The 26,226-nt window shown below is 73.4% G+C and carries 4 protein-coding genes; all 4 read right to left on the reverse strand.

Annotated features, from left to right (window positions below):
• Positions 1-1,015: 1,015 nt before the first annotated feature.
• Positions 1,016-2,215 (reverse strand): cytochrome P450, encoded by a 1,200-nt coding sequence (locus IE198_RS04295; RefSeq protein WP_189882696.1) that lies wholly within the window; start codon positions 2,213-2,215, stop codon positions 1,016-1,018.
• Positions 2,216-2,267: 52 nt separating this feature from the next.
• Entirely contained in the window at positions 2,268-3,524 is a 1,257-nt protein-coding gene (gene ccrA / locus IE198_RS04300; RefSeq protein ID WP_189882697.1) for a crotonyl-CoA carboxylase/reductase, read from the reverse strand.
• A 58-nt stretch (positions 3,525-3,582) separates the two neighbouring features.
• Entirely contained in the window at positions 3,583-13,659 is a 10,077-nt protein-coding gene (locus tag IE198_RS04305) for a type I polyketide synthase (RefSeq protein WP_189882699.1), read from the reverse strand.
• Between the two features lie 46 nt (positions 13,660-13,705).
• Positions 13,706-26,226, reverse strand: a 12,521-nt coding sequence (locus tag IE198_RS04310; RefSeq protein WP_189882701.1) for a type I polyketide synthase, incomplete at its 5' end; no start/stop codon positions are given.

The following is a 26,226-nucleotide window of genomic DNA, read 5'->3' on the forward strand; positions in this document are numbered from 1 at the left end:
GGGGCGGAAACGCGAAAGTGCCTTCTGAGCTGGGGTGATGAGGCTTGTCCAGCACTTCTGTCACCACAGCGAGAAGACACTTCTGCGTGCACACCACCGGGTCGCGTCCCAAGTCGTCGTCTCTGCCGACGGCCGCGGGGTGATCAGCCACGCCGGATCCCGCCTGCCGGCCGATGTCACCGGCCTGACCGGCGCCTTGGCGGACGCGCTGCGCAGGCCGCGACCGCGTGGTATCGGGCACGCCCCGGGCGGGTCGCGGTCGGTCCGGCGGTGGTACTCGCCGGCGGCGGCGAGGCGATGGCGGACCTCGCCCTGCCGCGGGACCAGGCGGACGTGCTCGGTCCGGCCGCCTCCACTCCCACCGCCCGGCGCCTGCCGGCAGGCATGGATTCGGCCGCACGCGCCCGCCTGCGCTCGGCGAGCGCTGCTGCCCGGGAGGTTGCGCAGCGGGAGTCGGTCGGGGGCCTTCACCCGCTCCTCCGGTGAGCGCACGTCGTGATCGGCGCGGATGCCCATGCGCCCGAGCTCAGTCCGGTATCCGCCCGTCACGCGGGTTGGGTGCGCCGTCCAGGTCGACAGAGCGGTCCGCAGGGTCAGCGGGGCTCCCTGGTCGGGCACGAGCCGGAACCACTGACGGTCGGCCGACCGGGCAGGCCGCGCACCGTCGCCGTCTCCCTCTCACCGCCGTGCGCCACCGATCGGCCGTTGGTGTGCACGGTCACCGACCGGACACCGGGCGCGTGCCACGTGGCCGAGTACGACCCGTCATCGTGATCCGTGACGGTGGCCTCGGTGAACGGGGGCCGCGGCCGCGACGACGGCGGTGGTGGTGGTACGAGGGTCAGGGAGCGGTCGGTGCACGGCCGCGGCCGCAACGAGGTCGCTGCGGCCTGGCGGCCTCGATGCGGAGTCTCACGGCCGCAGGCTACGTACCCCCGTAGGGCGACCACCGGCGTTCCCGGCCGTTCTGCCGAGCGGTGCACGGGGCCCGAGGTCGCCCAGGGAGCACCGGCGGTCACCAGGTGACGGGCAGCTCGTGCACGCCGTAGAAGACCATGTCGTCGCGGAAGCGGAGTTCCTCCACGGGCTTGGCCAGGCGCAGGGTCGGGAAGCGCCGGAAGAGGGTCCCGAAGACGATCTGGAGTTCGATCCGGGCGAGTTGCTGGCCTATGCACTGGTGTGCGCCGAAGCCGAAGGCCAGATGCGGTGCGGGGCGGCGGGTGATGTCGAAGCGCTCCGGGTCCACCACGAAGGCGGGGTCGAAGTCGGCGGCCAGGACGTGCGTGACGACCTGCTCGCCCTTGGCGATGCGCACGCCGCCTATCTCCACGTCCTGGCCGGCGACGCGCTCGGCGCCGAACTGGCCGATGGTGAGGTGGCGCAGCAGCTCCTCGACCGCGTTGCCGATCAGTGACGGGTCCTCCCGGAGCAGGGCCAGCTGGTCGGGGCGGTCGAGCAACAGCGCCGCGCCGAGGCCGATCATGCAGGCGGTGGTGTCGTGGGCCGCGATCAGCAGGGTGCCGGCCGCGTTCATGAGGAACATGTCGTCGATGACGCCGTCGGGGTCCTCGGTGGTGATCAGTGCCGAGATCAGGTCGTCGCCGGGGTCGGCCCGGCGCTCCTGGACGAGCTGGTAGAGCAGTCCGCCCAGGCGCATGCCGGCGGCCTCCGTGGCGGCGGCGTCCTGGTCGACCCGCATCATCGCCTCGGCGATCTCCTGGAACTCCGCCCGCCGTTCGGCCGGGACGCCGAAGAGGTCGGAGATCACCATGGACGGCACCGGGTTGGCGAAGGTCTTCACCAGGTCGACCGGGCCGCCCTGGGCCTCGATGGCGTCGAGGTGTTCGTCGACGATGCGCTGGATGTTCGGCCGGAGCGCCTGCATGCGCCGGACGGTGAACTCTTTGGCGAGCAGCTTGCGGTCGTCGGTGTGCTCAGGGGCGTCCTGCCACAGGAGACTGCCGCGGCCGGGCTTCTGTGTGACGACCCCGTCCTGTGTGTGCAGCGCGTGGGGTACGTTGACGCTGAACGACGGGTCGCGCAGCACGGCGCGCACCTGCTCGTAGCCGGTCACCAGCCACGCTTCGTGGCCGCTGGTGAAGGTGGCCCGGGTCACCGGTGCGGCCGCCCGGATGTCGGCAATGCCGTCCGGCGGCAGGAACGGGCAGCTGCGGACCCTGGGGACGGCGGGGGCGCCGGCGGTGGGCTGGGACATGACTCTCCTTGCGCTTGCTGGTCGGGGGAGGACGTGCGTACGTCGGGAACGGTCAGGCGGTTGGGAGTTCGAGCGTCGTTTCGCCCTGCCGGGGCGCGTTCACGAGGACGGCCATGTTTCCGGAGGGGTGCACGTTGTCGTGCATCATCTGGTGCATGCGCCCGACGTCCTCGAAGCCCTCGCAGGCGGACAGGCAGGGGTCGAGCAGGCCGGCGCCGACCAGCTCGATGACCTCGCGGCACTGGCGGGCGTTGGCGTAGTGCGAGCCCTGGAGGCGCTTGGAGCGCATCCACAGGTGGCGCAGGTCGACGTCGCCGTTGTAGCCGGAGGTGCCTCCGCAGATCACCACCATGCCGGCGTTGTCGCACAGGTAGATCGACGTGGGCAGGGTGTCCTGGCCGCTGTGCTCCAGCACGATCCGCGGGGATCTGCGCTCGCCGAGGATCTCCCAGATCTTCTTGCCGACCCCGCGCGCGCCGCGCAGGAACCGCGCCGACGCCTCGGCGTCCCCGACATCGGGCAGTCGGCCCCAGTGGTCGAAGTCGCGGCGGTTGACGGTGCCCTCCGCCCCGAGGCGGCAGCAGTATTCGGCGCGGTCCTCGTCGGAGACCACGGCGATGGGGATGCCGCCGGCGATCCTGACGAGCTGGATGGCCATGGAGCCGAGGCCGCCCGCCCCGCCCCAGATGAGGACGGGGTCGCCCGGGCGGACCGAGTTGCCCTGCCAGCCGAACAGCTGCCGGTAGGCCGTGGGCCCGGTGAGCAGGAAGGCCGCCGACTTCTCCCACGACAGGCCGGCTGGCTTGGGGTGGCACTGGTACTCGTCGACCCGGCAGAACTGCGCGAACGAACCGTAGTTGGACTCGTAGCCCCAAGCCAGACTGCTCTCCGACATCATGGGGTCCCTGCCCATCCGGATGTCCTCGGCGGTCTCGTCCCACTGGCCGCTGGTGACCACGACGTGGTCGCCCACCTTGACGTTGCGGACGCCTTCGCCGACCGCCCACACCACTCCGGAGGCCTCCGAGCCACCGATGTGGAAGTCCTCCGGCTGTCCCTGGCGCTGCCGCATCCCGATGACGTCGACCGGCTTGCCCAGCGAGGCCCACACGTTGTTGTAGTTGATGCCGGCGGCCATCACGTAGACCAGCACCTGCCCCCGTCCCGCCGCGGGGGTGTCGACGACCTCGGTGCGGAACGCCTGCTTCGGCTGCCCGAAGCGGTTCTGCCGGATCACCGAGGCGTACATCTGCCGCGGGACCTCACCGAGCGGCGGCGTCTCGCCGACCTCGTAGAGCGGCTTCGTCATGTCTCTGTCCCACCTCTGCTCTGTCTGGTCCGGAGTGCTCGCGGTGGTCGCGGGCCGGTCAAGCGGTCGTTTCGTCGAGAGGGGCGGCGGGGCCGGACGGATCCGTGACGATGTCCGCCAACCAGGACCCCACCGCCGCCGCAGTGGTGCCGGCGTGGTCCTCCATCATCGAGTAGTGGTTTCCTGCCACTTCGACGATCGTGTCCACGTGCTCGGGCGGTGCCGCGCGTCGGTCGCCGTCCGCGGCGACCGACGGCATGGGCTCGCTTGCCCGTACGAGCAGGGTCGGCGCGGCGATCTCCGGCGCGGCCCAGTCGTCGAACAGGTGCATGTAGCGGCCCATCGCGGTGAGCTGCTCGCCGCCGGACGTCATGAAGTCCAGGCGCCGCGACTGCGCTTGGGCCATGGCGTTGAGCACCTGGTGGTCGAAGGGGATCTCGCGGCTGAAGCTGTCGACCATCACCACGGCCGCGGGCTTCTCGCCCATGGCCTCCAGGTGGGCAGCCACGCCGTGGGCGATCCAGCCGCCGGAGGAGTAGCCGAGCAGGACGACGGGCTTGCCGCCCGCGCATTCCCGTACCGTCTGCGCGTGCAGGCGCAGCACGGCCTCCACATCGGACGGGACCGGCTCGCCCTTCTCGTAGCCCGGGTGGGTCAGCGCCCACATGTCCAGCCGGTCGCGGAAGGGTGCGGCGAACCGCGCGTACTGGTGCGCCCCGGCCGGTACGACGTACGGCGAGAAGCACATCAGCGCGAGGTGCCGGTCGCCCTGCGAGAACCGCACCGGAGCGGGCCGTTCGGCCAGTTCCTCGGGCCGCTCGAAGGAGGGCCGGAAACGGGCCGCCTCCATCAGCATGCCCATGGCCTCGGCGGCCGTCCCGTTCTCGCTCGCGTGCTGGTAGAGCTGGACCAGCATGTCGCCCTGCCGTTCCTCCGCGGCGCCGCGGCCCGCGCCTGAGAGCTGCGTCAGCAGGTGCTTGGCGAGCCTGGCGGGCGTGGGGTGGTCGAAGGCCAGTCCGGCGGGCAGCTTGAGACCGGTCGCCGCCGACAGGCGCCGGCGCAAGTCGATCGCGGTGAGCGAGTCGAAGCCCAGCTCCAGGAACTGCGCGGTGGGTGGCACGTCCTCGGCCGACGCGTGGCCGAGGACCACGGCGCTCTGGGAGCGGATGTGCTCCAGCAGCCGCTCCTCCTGCTCTGCCGGGGCGAGTCCGGCGAGTTCTTGGACCAATCCCGCTTCGGCGGCGGTCTCCTCGTCGGCGGCCTGCTCGGCCTCCAGGAGCCGCTGTACGTCCGGCAGTTCGGCCAGCAACGGGCTGGGCCGTCCCACGGTGAAGGCGGGCAGGAACCGCTCCCAGTCGATCGGGGCGACGGTCAGGGCCGCCTCGTCGTGCTCGACGGCCCGGTGCAGTGCGGAGATGGCCAGCTCGGGGGCCATGAAGCCCAGGCCCCGCTTCTCGCCGCGCTCCTGGACCGCGTCGTCGACCATGCCGCCGCCGGCCCAGCCGCCCCAGGCGACCGAGGTCGCGGTCAGGCCGCGGGCCCGCCGCCGCAGTGCCAGGGCGTCGAGGAAGGCGTTGGCGGAGGCGTAGGAGGCCTGCCCGCCGCTGCCCCAGACGCCGGCGCCGGAGGCGAAGAGGACGAACGCGTCCAGCTCACGGCCGTCGAGCAGCTCGTCCAAGTGGACGGCACCGGCGACCTTGGAGGCTGCGGCTTCGGCGAACTCGTCGAGACCGGCGTCGACCAGCATGGACGACCGTGCCGTGCCGGCGGCGTGCAGCACCGCGGTGAGCGGGTGCCTGGTCTCCATACCGGCGAGCAGCCGCGCGACCGCGTCTCGGTCGGCGATGTCGCAGGCGGCAATGGTGACTTCGGTGCCCAGCGCGGTCAGCTCCGCGTGCAGTTCCCGCGCGCCGGGGGCGTCGGGCCCCCTCCTGCTGGTCAGCACCAGGTGCTGCGCGCCCGCGCCGGCCAGCCAGCGGGCGAGGTGCCGTCCCACGCCGCCGGTTCCGCCGGTGACCAGGACGGTGCCGCGGGGCTGCCACGGCGTGGCGGGCTCCGCATCGGCGTCCCGCGCCCGGACCAGGCGCCGACCGAAGACGCCGTCGGTGCGTACGGCGAGTTGGTCCTCGTCGTGCTGGGCCAGCACTCCGGCCAGGCGGCGCAGTGCGTGCTCGTCCAGCGCCTCGGGCAGGTCGACCAGACCGCCCCAGCGCCGGGGCTGTTCCAGCGCGGCCACGAGGCCCAGGCCCCACAGCTGTGCCTGGTCGGCGTCGCGCAGCGGGTCGGTGGCTCCGGTGGACACGGCGCCTCGGGTCGCGCACCACAGTGGTGCCTGGACGTCCAGGTCGACCAGCGCCTGCAGCAGGGTCACGGTCGCGGCGAGGCTCGCGGACAGCGTCGGGTGGGCCGGGTGGCGACCGGGCGCGAGGCCGAGCATCGAGAGGACTCCGGCGGGCTGTTCGGCGCCGATTTCCTCGGCAAGTCGGGTCGCTGCGTCCGCGCGGTCACCGTCGACGGGGAGTTCGACGACCCGCACCTTGGCGCCGTGTGCGCCGAGCACCCCGACGACGCAGGGCGCCCACTCCTCGTCCGCCAGGCCGGCGGGGAGGACGGCGAGCCACAGGCCGTCCAGGTCCGGGGCGGGGTGGTCGGTCAGCTGCCGGAAGGAGACGCGGTAGCGCCAGCTGTCCACCATGGACTTCTCGCGGCTGCGCCGGCGCCAGGCGGACAGCACCGGCAGCGCCGGGCCGATGAGGGCGTCGTCCGCCCCGAGCTCACCGGCGAGCCCGGGCAGGTCCGTGTTCTCCACCAGCTCCCAGAACCGGGACTCGACCGGATCGGCGCCCACGGGCGCCGGGTCGGGGCCCTCCAGCCAGTAGCTCTGCCGCTGGAACGCGTACGTCGGCAGGTCCACGCGCCGTTCGGGACGCCCGGCGAAAGGGGCCGTCCAGTCCACGTGCACGCCGTTCACATGCAGTTCGGACACGGAGCGCAGGAAGCGGTCCATGCCGCCCTGGCCCCTGCGCAACGAGGCACCGGTCACGGCGTCGGCACCGGCCTCCTCTGCGATCTCCTGCACGGCGCCGGTCAGCAGCGGGTGCGGGCTGCACTCGACGAACACCCCGTGCCTGTCCTCCAGCAGCGTCCGCACGGTCTGCTCGAACTCCACCGTGCGGCGGGCGTTGCGGTACCAGTACTCGGCGTCCAGGGCAGTGGTGTCCAGCACCGTACCGGTCACCGTGGAGTAGAAGGGGATCTCCGCCGCGCGCGGCGCGACCGGGGCCAGCAGCTCCAGCAGTTCCGTGCGCAGGCCCTCTACCTGGGCGGAATGCCCGGCGCCGGTGGCGCCGCGGACCTTGCGCACGCGTACGCCTTCATCTTCGAGCTCCGACAGCAGCTCGTCGACAGCACCGGGCGCTCCGGAGACGGTCAGGGCGGTGGGCCCGTTGACGGCGGCGACCGACAACCGGTCCCCGTACTTCTCCAGCCTCGCGCGGGCCCGGTCAGCGGGCATCGCGACCGCCAGCATCGCGCCCTTGCCCATCAGCTTGGTCAGCGCGCGGCTGCGCAGGGCCACGATCCGGGCCGCGTCGTCGAGAGTCAGCGCCCCCGCGACGTACGCGGCGGCGATCTCGCCCTGCGAATGGCCGACGACGGCGGCAGGCGTCACACCGTAGGAGCGCCACAGGGCGGCCAGCGACACCATCACCGTGAACAGCGCGGGCTGGGCGACCTCCACCTCGGTCATGCCCGGCGCGCCCGGCTCGGCGCGCAGGACGTCGAGCAGCGGCCAGTCGACGTAGGGGGCGAACGCCTCGGCGCAGGCCTTCGCCTGCTCGGCGAAGACCGGGGAGACGTCCAGCAGTTCCCCGGCCATCTCCGTCCACTGCGAGCCATGGCCGGGGAAGACGAGGACGACCTTGCCGGAGGCTGTTGTGGAGCCCTGGACCACGGTGTCCGCGGGTTCGCCGTCGGCGAGCGCCGCGAGCCCCGCGCGCAGCTCCTGCCGGTCGCGGCCGACGATCACGGCCCGCTGCTCCAGCTGCGTCCGTGTGGTGACGAGGGCGCGGCCGACGTCGGGCAGGGAGAGCCCTTCGGTGCGGTCGAGGTGGTTCAGCAGCCGACGCGCCTGCTCGCGCAGTGAGCCGACGGACTTGGCGGAAAGCGCCCACGGGAACACGTCCACGGCCTGGGCGGCGGGGGTACCCTCCGGGGCTCCCGGGGCCTGCTCGTCCTCGGCGGCGGGCCCGGTCTCCGGGGCCTGCTCGATGATGGTGTGCACGTTGGTGCCGCTCATCCCGAACGAGGAGACGGCTGCGCGGCGGGGGCTGCCCTGGTCGGGCCAGGCGGTCTGCTCGGTCAACAGGCGTACGTTCCCGCTGGACCAGTCGACGCCCGGGGTCGGCTCGTCGACGTGCAGTGTCCGCGGCAGGACGCCGTTGCGGATGGCCATCACCATCTTGATGACGCCGCCGACGCCCGCGGCCGCCTGGGAGTGGCCGATGTTGGACTTCAGGGAGCCGAGCCACAGCGGCCGGTCCTTCGAGCGCTCCTTGCCGTATGTGGCCAGCAGTGCCTCTGCCTCGATGGGGTCACCGAGCCTGGTGCCGGTGCCGTGGGCCTCCACGGCGTCCACCTGGCCCGGGGCGAGCCGGGCGTTGGCCAGTGCCTGCCGGATCACCTGCTGCTGGGCCTTGCCGCTGGGAGCGGTCAGGCCGTTGGAGGCGCCATCCTGGTTGACCGCGCTGCCCCGCACGACGGCCAGGACCTCGTGCCCGTTCCGGCGCGCGTCGGACAGCCGCTCGACCAGGACCAGGCCCACGCCCTCGGCGAAGCCGGTGCCGTCAGCGGACGAGGAGAACGCCTTGCAGCGGCCGTCGGCGGACAGCGCGCGCTGCCTGCTCGACATCGTGAACGCGGACGGGCCGGCCATCACCATCACGCCGCCGGCCAGCGCCATCGAGCACTCGCCGTTGCGGAGCGCCTGCACGGCCAGGTGGAGGGCGGTCAGCGAGGAGGAGCACGCGGTGTCCACGGTGACCGACGGGCCCTGCAGGCCGAAGGCGTAGGAGAGGCGGCCGGCGATCACGCTGGCCGAGTTGCCGCTGGAGAGATAGCCCTCGACGCCGTCGGGCACCTTGAGCGGGCGGGCGGCGTAGTCCTGGTAGCCCGAGCCGATGAACACGCCGGTGCCGGTGGAGCGCACCGTGTGGGGGGCGATCCCAGCGCGTTCGAACGCCTCCCACGTGGTCTCCAGCAGCAGACGCTGCTGCGGGTCCATGGCGATGGCCTCGCGCGGGCTGATCCCGAAGACGGCGGGGTCGAACTCGTCCGCGTCGTGCAGGAAACCGCCGTGGGTGGTGTACGTGGTGCCGGGGTGGTCGGGGTCCGGGTGGTAGAGCGCCTCCACGTCCCAGCCGCGGTTGCCGGGGAACCGGGAGATCGCGTCGCGGCCGGAGGCGACCAGCTCCCACAGATCCTCGGGCGAGCGCACGCCGCCGGGGTAGCGGCAGGCCATGCCGACGATGGCGATCGGCTCGTCCAGCACCGCGGCGGCCGCCGAGGCCGTGGCCTCCTGGTCCTTGCCGCCGGTGACTTCGGCAAGCAGGTGAGCGGCGAGGTCGGCGGCCGTGGGGTGGTCGAAGACGAGGGTCATCGGCAGGGCCAGGCCGGTCACCTCGTTGATCCGGTTGCGGAGTTCCACCGCGGTCAGGGAGTCGAAGCCGAGGTCCCGGAAGGACCGGTCGGCCTCGATCGCGGCCGCTCCGCGGTGGCCGAGGACGGCGGCGGCGTGCGTGCGCACGAGGTCCACGAGGGCGCGCTCCCGGTCGTCGTGCGACAACCCGGCAAGGCTCTCGGCGAGGGCCCCGGAACCGCGGCCCCCCTCGGGGGCGCCCTCCGCGAGTGTCGCGCGCACCTCGGGGAGGTCGCCGAGCAGCGGGCTGGGTCGGCCGAGGGTGAACGGAGCGATGAAGCGCGTCCAGTCCACGTCGGCCACGGTCAGCAGGATCTCGTCGCGGTCGAGTGCGCGCTGCAGGGCGGTGATCGCCGATGCGGGGGTCATCGCGCGGAGCCCGCGACGGCGCAGCCGTTCCTCGTCCTCCCCGTCCTCGACCATGCCTCCGTCGGCCCAGGGGCCCCAGGAGACGGCGGTCGCGGTGAGGCCGCGGTCGCGGCGCTGCCGTGCGAGCCCGTCCAGGAAGGCGTTGCCGGCCGCGTAGGCGGCCTGGCCGCCGCTGCCCCAGACGCCGGCGATGGAGGAGAAGAGGACGAAGGCGTCCAGCTCCTGATCGCCCAGCAGTTCATCCAGGTGGGCCGCGCCGCCGGCCTTCGCGGCGAGCGCGGCGGCGAAGGCGGCCGGGGTCGTGTCCGTCACCATGCCGGCGTCGGCGACTCCGGCGGTGTGCACGACGGCGGTGAAGGTGTGCTTGCTGAGCAGGGCCGCCACGGCGTCGCGGTCGGCCACGTCGCACGCGGCGACGGTGACGCGGGCGCCGAGTGCCTCCAGCTCGGCGCGCAGTACGGCGGCGCCCGGCGCGTCCGCGCCCCGGCGGCTGGTGAGGACGAGGTGTTCGGCGCCGTCGCGTGCCAGCCGGCGGGCGACGTGGCCGCCCAGCGCACCCGTACCGCCGGTGATCAGGACGGTGCCCCGGGGCTGCCAGCGGCCGGCGGCCGGGCGGGCCGGTGCATGGGCGAGCCGCCGGGCGAAGACGCCGGAGGCGCGGACGGCGAGCTGGTCCTCCTCCCACCCGCCCGTCTGCGCCTGTCCCAGCACCTCGGCGAGGCGCACGGCGGCCTGCTCGTCGAGGGTCTCCGGCAGGTCGATCAGGCCGCCCCAGCGCCGGGGCAGCTCCAGGGCGACGGTCCGGCCCAGGCCCCAGACCTGGCTGTGCCGTGCGTTGCGCAGGGCGTCGGAGCTGCTCACGGCCACCGCGCCCGAGGTGAGGCACCACAGCGGGGCGTCGACGCCCGCGTCGCCCAGCGCCTGGACGAGCAGCAGGGTGGGCAGCACGGGGTCGCCGGTGAGGAGCAGGGACAGCACGCCGTCGACCGGACCGAGCCCGGCCAGCTCCCCGGCCAGCCCGGCGCGGTCGCTCGCCGCACCGACGACCAGCGTCTTCGGATCGATGCCGCGGGCGGTGAGCGCGGTGCGGACCGCGGCGATCTGCTCGTTCTCCTTCTCCGGCACGGCCAGCAGCCAGGTGCCGCCGATGCCGGCCGGAGCGAGCTCGCCCAAGCGCTTCCACGACTCGCGGTAGCGCCAGGCTTCGACGGTGGACTGCTCCTTGCGCTGCCGCCGCCACGACGACAGCGCCGGCAGAACGGCGCTGAACGCGTCCTCGGCACCGATGTCCAGGGTCTCGGCGAGGGCGCGCAGGTCCTCGCGCTCCACGGTCTCCCAGAACTCCGCGTCGACCGGGTCCACCACCGCGGCGGCGGCAGTGGTTTTCTGCACGTCCACCCAGTACCGCTCGTGCTGGAAGGCGTACGTCGGCAGGTCGACCTTCCGTGCACCGGAGAAGAAGACGCTCCAGTCCACGGGGACGCCGTGGGTGTGCAGTTGCGCGAGGGCCGTGACGAGCGCCTGGCGCTCGGGACGGTCGGCACGCAGCAGCGGTACGGTGACGGCACCGTCGACGCAGCCCTGTGCCATCCCGCTCAGGACACCGCCGGGGCCGATCTCCACGAACGTCGTCACGCCCAGGTCGCTGAGGGTCTGCACACCGTCGGCGAAGCGGACCGCCTCGCGCACGTGCTGCACCCAGTACTCGGCCGTGTAGGCCTCGACGAGCCGGCCCGTGACGTTGGAGACGACGGGGAGCTGCGGCTCCTCGAAGGTCAGGCCGCGGACGACCTCGCCGAACTCCTCCAGCATCGGATCCATCAACGGCGAGTGGAACGCATGACTGACCTTCAACCGCGACGTCTTGCGGCCCTGCTCGGCGAAGGCCGCGGCGATCGCCAGGGCTGCCGTCTCCTCACCGGAGATCACCACCGATGAGGGGCCGTTGACCGCGGCGACGGCCACCCCGTCGGTGAGGTGCGGCAGAACCTCCTCTTCGGTGGCCTGCACGGCGACCATCACGCCGCCGGCCGGCAGCGCCTGCATCAGCCGGGCGCGGGCGGACACCAGCTTCGCCGCGTCGTCGAGCGACAGCGCGCCGGCCACGTGCGCGGCCGCGATCTCGCCGACGGAGTGGCCCACGACGAAGTCGGGCCGCGTGCCCCAGGATTCGAGGAGCCGGAACAACGCCACCTCGACCGCGAAGAGGGCGGGCTGGCTGCACCCGGTCTGGTGAAGCGTTTCGGCATCGACGTCGACCGGCGCGTCCAGTTGTGCGCACACCTCGTCGTAGGACTTGGCGAAGACGGGGAACGCCGCGTACAGCTCACGGCCCATGCCGATGCGCTGCGAACCCTGCCCCGAGAAGAGGAAGCCGGTCTTGCCGGCGGCTGGGCGTCCCAGCAGCACACGGGACGAGGGGGTCCCTGCGGCCAGGTCCCTGAGTCCGAGAAGCAGTTCCTCGTGGCTCTCCCCCACGACCGCGGCCCTGTGGCGCAGCGCCGCCCGGGTCGTGGCCAGGGACAGCCCGACGTCCTCGGGCCGGGCCTCGCCCTGTGCGAAGGACAGCAGCCGGGCCGCCTGGGCCTGCAGCGCCGCGTCGCTCTTGGCGGAGAGCACCCAGGCCAGCGGGCCGGCGGCGGGAGCCCCTGCAGGCTCCTCGGCTGCGGTCTCCTCGTCGTGGGCCGGGGCCTGTTCGATGATGGTGTGGGCGTTGGTGCCGCTGACGCCGAAGGACGACACGGCGGCACGGCGCGGATGGTCCGACTCCGGCCATTGCATGGCCTCGGTCAGCAGCCGGACCTCACCGGCCGACCAGTCCACATGCGGCGTCGGCTCGTCCACGTGCAGGGTCTGCGGCAGCAGACCGTGCTGCATCGCCATGACCATCTTGATGATGCCGCCGACACCGGCCGCGGCCTGCGAGTGGCCGATGTTCGACTTCAGCGAGCCCAGCCACAGCGGCCGTCCCTCCGGCCGCTCACTGCCGTACGTGGCGATCAGCGCCTGCGCCTCGATCGGGTCGCCGAGCCGCGTGCCCGTGCCGTGCGCCTCCACCGCGTCGACCTGGGCAGGAGACAGGCCGGCCGATGCCAGGGCCTGCCGGATCACACGCTGCTGCGCCGGGCCGTTCGGCGCGGTCAGGCCGTTGGACGCACCGTCCTGGTTCACGGCGCTGCCGCGCACCACCGCCAGCACGCGGTGCCCGTTGCGGCGGGCGTCGGACAGCCGCTCCACCAGGAGCATGCCGACGCCTTCGGCCCAACCCGTGCCGTCGGCGCCGGCGCCGAACGCCTTGCACCGGCCGTCGGCGGCCAGCCCGCGCTGGCGACTGAACTCCACGAAAGCGGTGGGCGTGGTCATCACCTGCACACCGCCGGCCAGTGCCATGGAGCACTCGCCGTTGCGCAGCGCCTGAATCGCCCAGTGCAGGGCCACGAGCGACGACGAGCATGCCGTGTCGACGGTGACCGCCGGCCCCTCCAGGCCGAAGGTGTAGGCGATGCGGCCGGACATCACACTGGCCGAGTTGCCGGTCCCGAGGTGGCCGTCGGACTCGCCGACCACCCCCAGCAGGAGGTTGGCGTAGTCCTGGTAGCCGGAGCCGACGAAGACACCGGTCCGGCTCCCCCGCACCGACTCCGCGTCGATGCCGGCCCGTTCGAACGTCTCCCAGGTGGTCTCCAGCAACAGGCGCTGCTGCGGGTCCATCGCCACGGCCTCACGCGGACTGATCCCGAAGAACCCGGAGTCGAACTGCCCTGCCTCGTATAGGAATCCACCCCGGCGCGTGTACGTCTTCCCCGACGCGTCCGGGTCCGGGTCGTAGATGCCGTCCACGTCCCAGCCCCGGTCCGCCGGGAACTCCCCCACCGCGTCACCACCGGAGACCACCAGCTGCCACAGGTCCTCGGGCGAACGCACCCCGCCCGGATACCGGCACGCCATGCCGACGATCGCGATGGGGTCCTGCTCCTTCTCCTCGACCTCGCGAAGGCGCTCCCGGACCTGGCGAAGGTCCCCGGTGACACGCTTTAGATACTCGAGAAGCCTGTCTTCGTTGCTGCTCATCCGCCCCATCCGTCCTCGGCTGTCGTTAAAGGTAGAGCGCCAAGAACTAGGAAATTTCTAGATCTTGATCGATCAGATCGAAGATGTCGTCGATCGTCGCGTCCTGCAGCTGCCGCTGTGCGTCAGCGGATTCCGCGCCTTGGTCCCCGGCGGAGTTCACCAGGGACAGCAGCTCCTGCAGCCGCCTCCGCACCCCTGACCGGACCGTCTCCTCGTCGGAGGCGGCCGTCGAGATCACCGACTCCAGCCGGTCCAGTTCGGTGAAGACCGACACCCCCGCCGGGCCCGTCTCGCCGGCGAGTTCGCTCCACAGGTACCGGGCGATCGCATCGGGCGTCGGGTGGTCGAAGACCAGCGTCGTTGCCAGGGTCAGCCCGGTGTCGGCAGTGAGCAGGTTGCGCAGCTCGACCGCCGTGAGGGAGTCGAAGCCGAGGTCCCGGAACGCCAGGCCCGGTTCCACGGCCGCGGAGCCGCTGTGGCCGAGAACGGCCGCCGCGTGCGCGCACACCGTGTCCACGAGCAGGCGATGCTGCTCGCCCTCGGACAGCCCGGACAGCTTCTCCTTCAGCGCCGACGGTTCCGCGGCCCGCTCGGCGGGCTCCTCGGCCAAGGCGTCCCTGACCTCCGGCAGTTCGCTCAGCAGCACGCTCGGCCTGCTGACGGTGAACGGGACGACGAACCGCTCCCAGTCCACGTCCGCCACGGTGACCGCAGCATCCCCGTCGCTCAGCACACCGTGCAGCGCGGAGATCGCCCACTTCGGCCTCAGCACCGTCAGGCCGCGCTGCCGCAGCCGCTCCTCGTCCCCGCCGTCGGCGACCATGCCGCCCTCGCCCCACGGGCCCCAGGCGATCGCGGTCGCGGCGAGACCCCGGGCCCGCCGGTGCTGCGCCAGGCCGTCGAGGAAGGCGTTCGCTGCCGAGTACGCGGCCTGACCGCCGCCTCCCCACACACCGGAGATGGAGGAGAAGACGACGAAGGCGTCCAGCTCCTGATCGCCGAGCAATTCATGGAGGTGTACGGCTCCGAGGGCCTTCGCGGCGACCGTGGCCGCGAAGTCGTCGAGACTCGTCTCGGCCAGCATGCCCGCCTCGGCGGTGCCGGCCGTGTGGACGACGGCGTTCACGGGGTGCGCGGCGAGCAGCGCGGCCAGCGCCTCGCGGTCGGCCACGTCACAGGCCGCGACCGTCACACGGGCGCCCAGCGCCTCCAGTGCGGACTTCAGCTCACCGGCGCCGGGAGCGTCGATGCCCCGGCGGCTCGTCAGCACCAGATGTTCGGCGCCCGCACCCGCCAGCCAGCGGGCGACATGGCCGCCCAGCGCACCCGTACCGCCCGTGATCAGCACCGTGCCGCGCGGCGACCACGAACGGCCGGTCCGGCCCGCGGGCAGCCGGGACAAGCGCCGCCCGAACACACCGCGGTCGCGGATCGCGACCTGGTCCTCGGCCGACTGGCCGAGCACCGCGGCGAGGCGACCGGCGACCCGGTCGTCGATCGTCCCGGGCAGGTCGACCAGACCGCCCCAGCGCTGCGCATGCTCCAGCGCCGCCACCCGGCCGAGGCCCCATACCTGCGACTGGAAGGGGTCCGCCACCTCGTCAGCGGGGCCCACGCCCATCGCGTTCCGGGTCGCGCACCACAGCGGGGCCCCGATGCCCGCGTCGCCCAGGGCCTGGACGAGCAGGACGGACAGCGCGACGCCGGTGGTCAGTGCCGCGGCCGCCGGGGCGGGCTCACCGTCGACGGCGAGCAGTGACAGGACGCCCGCCACGGTCTCGTCACCGGCCGCCCCGGTGAGCTGCGCGGCCAGGTCCTTGCGGCCGGTGGCCGGCTCGACCGGGACCGGCAGCGGAGCCAGGCCGCGGTCGGTCAGCCCGCGCAGGCAGGCGGTGACCCAGTCGTCGGCGAGTTGCGCAGCGCCGACCGGAACCAGCCATACACCGTTCCGGGCCGTGCCTTCGGGGTCGGGGATCCCTTTCCAGGTGATGCCGTAGCGCCAGCCGTCCACGGTGGACTGCTCCTTGCGCTGCCGCCGCCACGACGACAGCGCCGGCAGGACGTCGCTGAACGCGTCCTCGGCACCGATGTCCAGGGTCTCGGCGAGGGCGCGCAGGTCCTCGCGCTCCACGGTCTCCCAGAACTCCGCGTCGACCGGGTCCACCACCGCGGCGGCGGCAGTGGTTTTCTGCACGTCCACCCAGTACCGCTCGTGCTGGAAGGCGTACGTTGGCAGGTCGACCTTCCGTGCACCGGAGAAGAAGACGCTCCAGTCCACGGGGACGCCGTGGGTGTGCAGTTGGGCGAGGGCCGTGACGAGCGCCTGGCGCTCGGGACGGTCGGCACGCAGCAGCGGTACGGTGACGGCACCGTCGACGCAGCCCTGTGCCATCCCGCTCAGGACACCGCCGGGGCCGATCTCCACGAACGTCGTCACGCCTAGGTCGCTGAGGGTCTGCACACCGTCGGCGAAGCGGACCGCCTCGCGCACGTGCTGCACCCAGTACTCGGCCGTGTAGGCCTCGACGAGCCGGCCCGTGACGTTGGAGACGACGGGGAGCTGCGGCTCCTCGAAGGTCAGGCCGCGGACGACCTCGCCGAACTCCTCCAGCATCGGATCCATCAACGGCGAGTGGAACGCATGACTGACCTTCAACCGCGACGTCCTACGACCCTGTTGCGTGAAGACCGCGGCGACCGCCAGCACGGCGTCCTCGGCACCCGAAATCACTACGGACTGGGGCCCGTTGACCGCCGCGATACCCACCTGCTCGGTGAGGTGCGCCAGCACCTCGTCCTCGGTCGCCTGCACGGCAACCATCGCACCGCCCGCAGGCAGCGCCTGCATCAACGCAGCACGCGCCGACACCAACCTCGCCGCATCCTCAAGCGAAAGCACACCGGCCACATGAGCCGCGGCGATCTCGCCGACCGAGTGACCGGCCACGTAGTCCGGCCGCACGCCCCAGGATTCGAGGAGCCGGAACAACGCCACCTCGACCGCGAACAGCGCAGGCTGCGTCGACCCCGTCCGGTTCAGCTCCTCCGAATCGACATCCACCGGCGCGTCCAGCCACCCGCACACCTCGTCATACGCATCGGCGAAGACGGGATACGCCTCGTACAACTCCCGCCCCATGCCGAGGCGCTGCGAACCCTGCCCCGAGAACAAGAACCCGACCTTGCCGCCCGGCCGACCTTGGACGATACCGGGAGACGGCATTCCGGCGGCCAGGTAGCCCAGTTCGCGCCGGAAGTCGTCACAGCTCTCGCCGAGAACCGCTGCCCTGTGGCGCAGGGTGCTGCGGGTGGTGGCCAGCGAGAAGCCGACATCGGCAGGTGACATACCTTCCGCCACGAAGGACAGCAGCCGTCGCGCCTGATCGCGCAGTGCTTCGCTGGTCTTGGCGGAGAGCACCCACGGCAGCAGGGCCGGGTCCGGCGTGGTGGTGGTCTCCTCGTCGTGGGCCGGGGCCTGTTCGATGATGGTGTGGGCATTGGTGCCGCTGACGCCGAAGGACGACACGGCGGCACGGCGCGGATGGTCCGACTCCGGCCATTGCATGGCCTCGGTCAGCAGCCGGACCTCACCGGCCGACCAGTCCACGTGCGGCGTCGGCTCGTCCACGTGCAGGGTCTGCGGCAGCAGACCGTGCTGCATCGCCATGACCATCTTGATGATGCCGCCGACACCGGCCGCGGCCTGCGAGTGGCCGATGTTCGACTTCAGCGAGCCCAGCCACAGCGGCCGTCCCTCCGGCCGCTCACTGCCGTACGTGGCGATCAGCGCCTGCGCCTCGATCGGGTCGCCGAGCCGCGTGCCCGTGCCGTGCGCCTCCACCGCGTCGACCTGGGCAGGAGACAGGCCGGCCGATGCCAGGGCCTGCCGGATCACACGCTGCTGCGCGGGGCCGTTCGGCGCGGTCAGGCCGTTGGACGCACCGTCCTGGTTCACGGCGCTGCCGCGCACCACCGCCAGCACGCGGTGCCCGTTGCGGCGGGCGTCGGACAGCCGCTCCACCAGGAGCATGCCGACGCCTTCGGCCCAACCCGTGCCGTCGGCGCCGGCGCCGAACGCCTTGCACCGGCCGTCGGCGGCCAGCCCGCGCTGGCGGCTGAACTCCACGAAGGCCCGCGGGGTGGACATCACCATGACGCCGCCGGCCAGTGCCATGGAGCACTCGCCGTTGCGCAGCGCCTGAATCGCCCAGTGCAGGGCCACGAGCGACGACGAGCATGCCGTGTCGACGGTGACCGCCGGTCCTTCCAGGCCGAGGGTGTAGGCGATGCGGCCGGACATGATGCTCGCGGAGTTGCCCGTGCCGAAGAAGCCCTCGGAGTCGTCGATCGCGTTGAACGCCCGGGCGGCGTAGTCCTGGTAGCCGGAGCCGACGAAGACACCGGTCCGGCTCCCCCGCACCGACTCCGCGTCGATGCCGGCCCGTTCGAACGTCTCCCACGTGGTCTCCAGCAACAGGCGCTGCTGCGGGTCCATCGCCACGGCCTCACGCGGACTGATCCCGAAGAACCCGGAGTCGAACTGCCCTGCCTCGTACAGGAATCCACCCCGGCGCGTGTACGTCTTCCCCGACGCGTCCGGGTCCGGGTCGTAGATGCCGTCCACGTCCCAGCCCCGGTCCGCCGGGAACTCCCCCACCGCGTCACCACCGGAGACCACCAGCTGCCACAGGTCCTCGGGCGAACGCACCCCGCCCGGATACCGGCACGCCATGCCGACGATCGCGATGGGGTCGTCGTCCTCGGCCGGTGCGCCGGCCGTCTCCGGTGCGACCGCGGCGGTGCGGCCGGTGATCTCGGTGTGCAACTGCCGTGCGAGGGCGAGGGCGTTGGGGTAGTCGAAGACCAGTGTGGGGGGCAGCGCGAGGCCGGTCTCGGCGTTGAGCTGGTTGCGCAGTTCGACGGCGGTCAGGGAGTCGAAGCCCAGGTCCTTGAAGGCCCGGTCGGCCTCGACCTCGCCGGCGCCGCTGTGCCCGAGGACGGCCGCGGCGTGCGTGCGGACGAGCTCGACCAGCAGTGTGTGCTGCTCGGTCCCGGGCATCCCGGCGAGGCGGGCGGCCAGCGGCGAGGCGGCGGCCGTGCCGGTCGCGTCGGTGCGGCTGCCGGGGGTCAGGATCCGCTCGGTCTCCGGGAGGTCGCCGAGCAGGGCGCTCGGGCGGCCCACGGTGAACGGCGGGAGGAACCGCTCCCAGTCGATGTCGGCCACGGTCGCGGTCGTCTCGCCGGAGTCCAGCGTCTGGCGGAGGCCGGCCACGGCGAGCGCGGCGGGCATCGGGATCAGGCCGCGGCGGCGCAGTCGTTCGTCCGCGCCGTCGCTCTCGGCCATGCCGCCGCCGGCCCACGGGCCCCAGGCCACGGCGGTCGCGGTCAGCCCCTGTGCGCGGCGTCGCTCGGCGAGCCCGTCGAGCAGGGCGTTGGCTGCCGCGTAGGCGGCCTGGTAGCCGCTGCCCCACACGCCGGCGATGGAGGAGAACAGGACGAAGGCGTCCAGCTCCTGGCCGGCGAGCAGTGCGTCGAGGTGCAGGGCACCGGCGGCCTTCGCGGACAGCACGTCGGCGAAGGAGCCCGGCGTCATGCCGTCCAGCGGCTCCAGGTGGTCCACACCCGCCGTGTGGACGACGGCGTTCACCGGATGCCGGGCGAGCAGTGCGGCCAGTGCCTCGCGGTCGGTGACGTCGCAGGCGGCGACGGTGACACGGGCGCCCGCGGCCTCCAGTTCGGTCTTGAGGGCGGCCGCGCCGGGGGCGTCGGCGCCGCGGCGGCTGGTGAGCACCAGGTGCTCGGCACCGGCACCGGCGAGCCAGCGGGCGACGTGCCCGCCCAGCGCACCCGTACCACCCGTGATGAGCACGGTGCCGCGCGGCGACCACCGGTGTCCGGCCCGGCCGTCGCGGCGGGCGGCGGTACGGGTCAGCCTGCGGCCGAACACTCCACGGGCGCGGATCGCGACCTGGTCCTCGGCCGACTGGCCGAGCACCGCGGCAAGACGGCCGACGACCCGGTCGTCGACGCTCTCCGGCAGGTCGACCAGACCACCCCAGCGCCGGGCGTGCTCCAGCGCGGCGACCCGGCCGAGGCCCCAGACGGCGTTCTGGGCGGCGCTCGGAACCGCGTCCGAACGGCCGGTGGACATCGCCGACCTGGTCAGAGCCCACAGCGGCGCGTCGATGCCCGCATCGCCGAGCGCCTGGACCAGGGCGAGGGACAGCGCGGTGCCGACGGAGAGGGCCGGGTGCTCGGGGTGGGGCCGCTCGTCGGTGCCGAGCAGGGAGATCACACCTTCGACCGGGGTTTCCCGGACGGCGTCGCAGAGCTGCCGCAACAGCGTGCCGCGGTCGGTGGCCGGGTCGGCCACGACGGCGATCAGCCGGGCGCCGCGGGCCGTGAGCCCGTCGGCGACGGCGGCGGTCCACTCGGTCTCCTCGGTGACCAGGAACAGCCAATCGCCCGGCAGTTCGTGGGTCCGGAGACCGCTCAGCGGCTTCCAGCCGGTGCGGTAGGACCAGCCTTCCACCGCGGACTCCCGGCGCTGCTGCCGCCGCCACGCGGACAGCCGGGGCAGCACCGCGTGCAACTGCTCGGCGGGCAGATCGAGGGTGGCCGCGAGGGACTGGGCGTCCTCGCGCTCCACCGTCTCCCAGAACCCCGCATCCACGGCGTCGGTCCCCGCGGCGGTGGCGATGGGCGCGGTGGTCTCCAGCCAGTACCGCCGGTGCTGGAAGGCGTACGTCGGCAGGTCCTCGCGCCGGGCACCGCGGCCGGCGAAGAACGCGCGCCAGTCGACGGGTACGCCGTGCACGTGGAGCTGCGCGACGGCGCCGGTGATCGCCTCGGGCTCGGGGCTGCCGGACCGTAGGGCGGGAACGGTGACCGCGCCGTCCCGGCAACCCTGGACCATGCCGCTCAGCACTCCACCGGGGCCTACCTCCACGAACGTGGTGACGCCCAGGTCGCCCAGGGTGCGGACGCCGTCGGCGAAGCGCACGGCCTCGCGGACGTGCCGGACCCAGTAGTCCGCCGTGTACGCGTCGACGAGCTCACCGGTCACGTTGGAGACGACCGGGATCCTCGGCTTCTCGAAGCGCAGTCCACCGGCGATGCGGGCGAAGTCCTCCAGCATGGGGTTCATCAGCGGCGAGTGGAACGCGTGGCTCACCGTGAGCCGGGAGGTCTTGCGGCCCTGCCGGGCGAAGTCCTCCGCGACGGCCGCGACGGCGTCCTCGTCGCCGGAGACCACCACCGACCGCGGCCCGTTGACCGCCGCGATGCTCACCCGGCCGGTGAGGTGCGGCAGTACCTCGTCCTCGGTGGCCTGCACGGCGACCATCGCCCCGCCGGCGGGCAACGCCTGCATCAGCCGGGCACGGGCCGTGACCAGCGTGGCCGCGTCCTCCAGCGACAGGACCCCGGCCACATGGGCGGCCGCGATCTCGCCGACGGAGTGACCGGCCAGATAGTTGGGCCGTACGCCCCACGACTCCAGCAGGCGGTGGATCGCGACCTCGTGCCCGAACAGCGCGGGCTGGGTGAAGGCGGTGCGGTTCAGCTCGTCGCCGTCCTCGTGACCGTTCTCGCCGAAGGCCACGTCCCGCAGCGGCCGGTCGAGGTGCCGGTCGAGGTGCGCGCACACCTGGTCGTACGCCTCCGCGAAGACCGGGAACGCCTCGTACAGTTCCCGCCCCATGCCGGGCCGCTGCGAGCCCTGCCCGGAGAAGAGGAACCCGACCTGGCCGGCGTCGGCGCGGCCGAGGACGACGCCGGGAGCGGGCGCCCCCGACGACAGGGCCCGCAGGCCCTCGGCGATCCGGCCGCGGTCGGCACCGACCACGGCGGCGCGGTGCTCCAGGGCGGCCCGGGTGGTCGCCAGCGAGAAGCCGACGTCGGTGAGGGACGGCTCGGCGCCTTCCGCGGTGAGGGACAGCAGGCGCTCGGCCTGGGCCCGCAGCGCGGCCTCCGACTTGCCGGACAGCACCCACGGCACGGTCGCCGAGGCGACCTCGACCGGGGCGACGGCGGCCGGCTCCGCCGCCGGGGCCTCGATGATCGTGTGCGCGTTGGTGCCGCTGACGCCGAAGGAGGAGATGCCCGCGCGGCGCGGGCGGTCCGACTTCGGCCACTCGACGGCGTCGGTAAGGAGCCGCACCGTGCCCACCGACCAGTCCACGTGCGGCGTCGGCTCGTCCGCGTGCAGCGTCGGCGGCAGCACTCCGTGCCGCATCGCCATCACCATCTTGATCACGCCGGCGACGCCGGACGCCGCCTGGGCGTGACCGATGTTGGACTTCAGCGAGCCCAGCCACAGCGGCTCGTCCTCGGATCGGTCCTGGCCGTACGTCGCCAGCAGGGCCTGCGCTTCGATGGGGTCACCGAGCGCGGTGCCCGTGCCGTGCGCCTCCACCACGTCGACATCGGCCTCGGTGAGGCCGGCGGAGGCAAGGGCCTGCCGGATCACGCGCTGCTGCGCGGGACCGTTGGGCGCGGTCAGGCCGTTGGACGCGCCGTCCTGGTTGACCGCGCTGCCCCGCACGAGCGCGAGGACGTCGTGGCCGTTGCGCACGGCGTCGCTGAGGCGCTCGACGAGCACCACGCCCACGCCCTCCGCCCAGCCGGTGCCGTCCGCGCCGGCGCCGAACGCCTTGCAGCGTCCGTCGGGCGACAGCCCGCGCTGCCGGCTGAACTCCACGAACGCGGCCGGTACGGCCATGACGTTGACACCGCCCGCGACGGCCATCGTGCTCTCGCCGTTGCGCAGCGACTGGATGGCCAGGTGCAGCGCGACCAGAGACGACGAGCAGGCCGTGTCGACGGTGACCGCCGGGCCCTCCAGGCCGAACGAGTACGCCACGCGCCCGGAGACGACGCTTGCGGCGCTGCCGGTGAGGAGGTGGCCCTCGACGCCCTCGGGGACCTGCGGGAGGCCGGCGCCGTAGCCCTGGAAGGACATGCCGACGAACACGCCGGTGCGGCTGCCCTTCAGCGAGGCCGGGTCGATGCCCGCCCGCTCGAAGGCCTCCCACGAGGCCTCCAGCAGCAGGCGCTGCTGCGGGTCCATCGCGAGCGCCTCGCGCGGCGAGATCCCGAACAGTGCGGCGTCGAAGTCGCCCGCGTCGTAGAGGAAGCCGCCGTCGCGTGCGTAGGTCTTGCCCGGGGTGCCCGGGTCGGGGTCGTAGAGGCCCTCGATGTCCCAGCCGCGGTCCTCGGGGAAGCCCGCGATGGCGTCGCCGCCGGACATCACGAGCTGCCACAGGTCCTCGGGCGAGCCGACGCCGCCGGGGAGGCGGCAGCTCATCGCCACGATCGCGATGGGGTCGTCGTCGGCGGCACCCGCGTGCTGCTCCTGCGGCGCGGCGGTCTGTGAACCGAGCAGTTCGGCGCGCAGGAACCGGGCCAGGGCCGTGGCGTTCGGGTAGTCGAAGACCAACGTGGTGGGCAGCTTCAGGCCGGTGTCGGCCATGAGCTTGTTGCGCAGTTCGACGGCGGTGAGCGAGTCGAAACCGAGGTCGTTGAACGCCCGACCGGGCTCCACGGCCGTAGCGCCGTCATGGCCGAGCACCGCGGCCGCGTGGGTACGGACGAGGTCCACCAGCGTGCGGTCCTGCTCGCCGGCCGGCAACCCGGCCAGCTTCGCGGCGAGCGAGTTGCCGGCCTCGGCGCCGCGAGGGACCGGGGCCTCCAGAGCGTGACGCGCCTCGGGCACGTCGGAGAGCAGGGCACTGGGGCGGGCGACGGTGAACGGGCCGATGAACCGCTCCCAGTCGAAGTCCGCCACGGTCAGGGTGGTCTCGCCGTCTGCCAGCGCCTGCTGCAGCGCGGAGATGGCGAGGGCGGGCTGCATGGGCGGCAGGCCGCGGCGGCGCAGCATCTCCTCGCCGTTGCCGACGCCGGCCATGCCACCCTCGGCCCAGCCGCCCCAGGAGACGGCGAGCGCGGTGCGCCCGCGCGCCCGCCGGTGCTCGGCGAGGGCGTCCAGGTACGCGTTGGCCGCCGAGTAGGCGCCCTGGCCGGCGCCGCCCCAGATACCGGCGCCCGAGGAGAACATGACGAACGCGTCGAGCTCCTGACCGGCCAGCAGGTCGTCCAGGTGCGTCGCACCCGCCGCCTTCGCCGTCACCGTGCCGGCGAAGGCGGCCGCGTCGGAGTCCTCGATCATGAGGTGGTCGCCGACGCCGGCGGCGTGGACCACGGCGTTGACGGGGTGCTCGGCCAGCAGGGCCCGCAGGGCGTCCCGGTCGGCCGCGTCACAGGCCACGACGGTCGCGGTCGCGCCGAGTTCCTCCAGCTCCGCGACGAGTTGGGCGGCCCCGGGGGCGTCGGGGCCGCGGCGGCTGGTGAGCACCAGGCGCTCGGCGCCGGCACCGGCCACCCAGCGGGCGACGTGCCCGCCCAGCGCACCCGTACCACCGGTGATCAGGACCGTGCCGCGCGGCGACCACGTCCGGGCGGGGGCGGCGGCGCGGTTGGCCCGGACGAGCCGTCGTCCGAGGACGCCCGAGGCGCGGACCGCGACCTGGTCCTCGGCCGCCTGTCCGAGGACGGCGACCACACGGGCCGCGGTGCGGGCGTCCAGCATCTCGGGGAGGTCGAGCAGGCCGCCCCAGCGCTGCGGGTACTCCAGCGCCGCCGCCCGTCCGAAGCCCCATACCTGCGCCTGCACCGGCCGGTCCACACGGTCGGAGCGGCCGGTGGCCACCGCGCCGCGGGTGGCGCACCACAGCGGCGCGTCGACGCCCGCGTCGCCGAGTGCCTGCACCAGGCAGAGGGTCGCGGCGAGGCCGTGCGACAGGCCCGGGTGACCGGCCGAGGCGGTCTCGTCCTCGGCGAGCAGCGACAGGACGCCGGCCACGGGGCCGGTGCCGGCCAACTCGCGGGCCAGCGTCGCGCGGTCGGTGCCGGGCCCGGCGACGAGCGTGACCAACTCCAGGCCGCGCTCGCCGAGGGCGGCCTGGACCGAGGCGGCCCACTCGCTCTCCCCGGCCGTCACGAGCAGCCAGGTCCCGGGCGCGCCGGGCTCCGGGAGCGCTCCGAGCGGCTTCCATATGACGCGGTAGCGCCAGCCGTCGACCACGGACTGCTCTCGGCGCTGACGGCGCCATGCGGACAGCCGGGGCAGGAGGGCGCTGAGCGATGCGTCGGCGCCGACGCCCAGGGTCGCGGCGAGGGACTCCACGTCCTCCCGCTCCACGGTGTCCCAGAACCCGGAGTCCGCCGCGTCGGCCGGAGCTCCGGTGGCGGCGGCCAGGTCCTCGTCCCCTTCCAGCCAGAACCGCTCGCGCTGGAAGGCGTAGGTGGGCAGGTCGACGCGGCGGGCGCCGGGGATGAGCGCCTGCCAGTCCGGGGAGACGCCGTGCACGTGCAGTTCGGCGAGCGCGGCGGTGACGGCCTGCTGCTCCGGGCGGTCGGCACGCAGTACGGGCACGGTGACGACGTCGTCGTCGAGGCAGCCCTGCGCCAGGGCGCTGAGGACGCCGCCGGGGCCGATCTCGACGAAGGTGCTCACGCCCAGGTCGTGCAGGGTCTGCACACCGTCGGCGAAGCGCACCGCCTCGCGAACGTGGCGGACCCAGTACTCCGGCGTGTACGCCTCGGCCAGACGGCCGGTCAGGTTCGAGACCACCGGGATCCGCGGCTCATGGAACGTCAGCCCTGCCACCACCCGGCCGAACTCCTCCAGCATCGGGTCCATCAGCGGCGAGTGGAACGCGTGACTGACCTTCAGCCGGGAGGTCTTACGGCCCTGCTGCGCGAAGACCTCGGCGATCGCGGTGACGGCGTCCTCCGCGCCAGAGATCACCACGGACCGCGGGCCGTTGATCGCAGCGATGCCGACCCCGGAGGTCAGGTGCGGGAGCACCTCGTCCTCGGTGGCCTGGACCGCCACCATCGCACCGCCGGCGGGCAGGGCCTGCATCAGTGCGGCACGGGCGGACACCAGCTTCGCGGCGTCGTCGAGCGACAGCACGCCCGCCACGTGCGCGGCCGCGATCTCGCCGACCGAGTGACCGGCCACATGGTCGGGCCGGATGCCCCAGGACTCGAGGAGCCGGAACAGCGCCACTTCGATCGCGAAGAGGGCCGGCTGGGTCGACCCGGTGCGGTTGAGCTCCTCGGAGTCCACGTCGACCGGCGCGTCCAGACGCGCGCACACCTCGTCATACGCATCGGCGAAGACGGGATACGCCGCGTACAGCTCGCGCCCCATGCCGATGCGCTGCGAACCCTGACCGGAGAACAGGAAACCGGTCTTGCTCTCGGTGCGGGCGTGCCCCAGCGTCACGTTCGCCGCCGACTCACCGGCCGCGAGCGCGGCGAGGGCCTGCCGGAACTCGTCCGGGCCCTGCGCCAGGAGCACCGCGCGGTCCTCGAACGTCTCGCGGGAGGCCAGGGTGAGGCCGACGTCGGACGCCGTCCAACCGTCCGAGGCATCGAGGTGGCCGGCCAGCCGGGCGGCCTGCGCGCGCAGCGCCGCCTCGCCCTTGCCCGACAGCACCCATGGCACGAGCGTGCCGGAGTCGGGCGTGGGCGGCGGCTCCGCCGTCGCGGGTGCCTGCT

Source organism: Streptomyces xantholiticus (assembly GCF_014651015.1).
Classification (GTDB): Bacteria; Actinomycetota; Actinomycetes; order Streptomycetales; family Streptomycetaceae; genus Streptomyces; species Streptomyces xantholiticus.

Coding starts and splice junctions, on each gene's coding strand:
- IE198_RS04295 (WP_189882696.1), bottom strand. CDS start 2,215: ATGTCCCAGCCCACCGCCGGCGCCCCCGCCGTCCCCAGGGTCCGCAGC.
- ccrA (WP_189882697.1), bottom strand. CDS start 3,524: ATGACGAAGCCGCTCTACGAGGTCGGCGAGACGCCGCCGCTCGGTGAG.
- IE198_RS04305 (WP_189882699.1), bottom strand. CDS start 13,659: ATGAGCAGCAACGAAGACAGGCTTCTCGAGTATCTAAAGCGTGTCACC.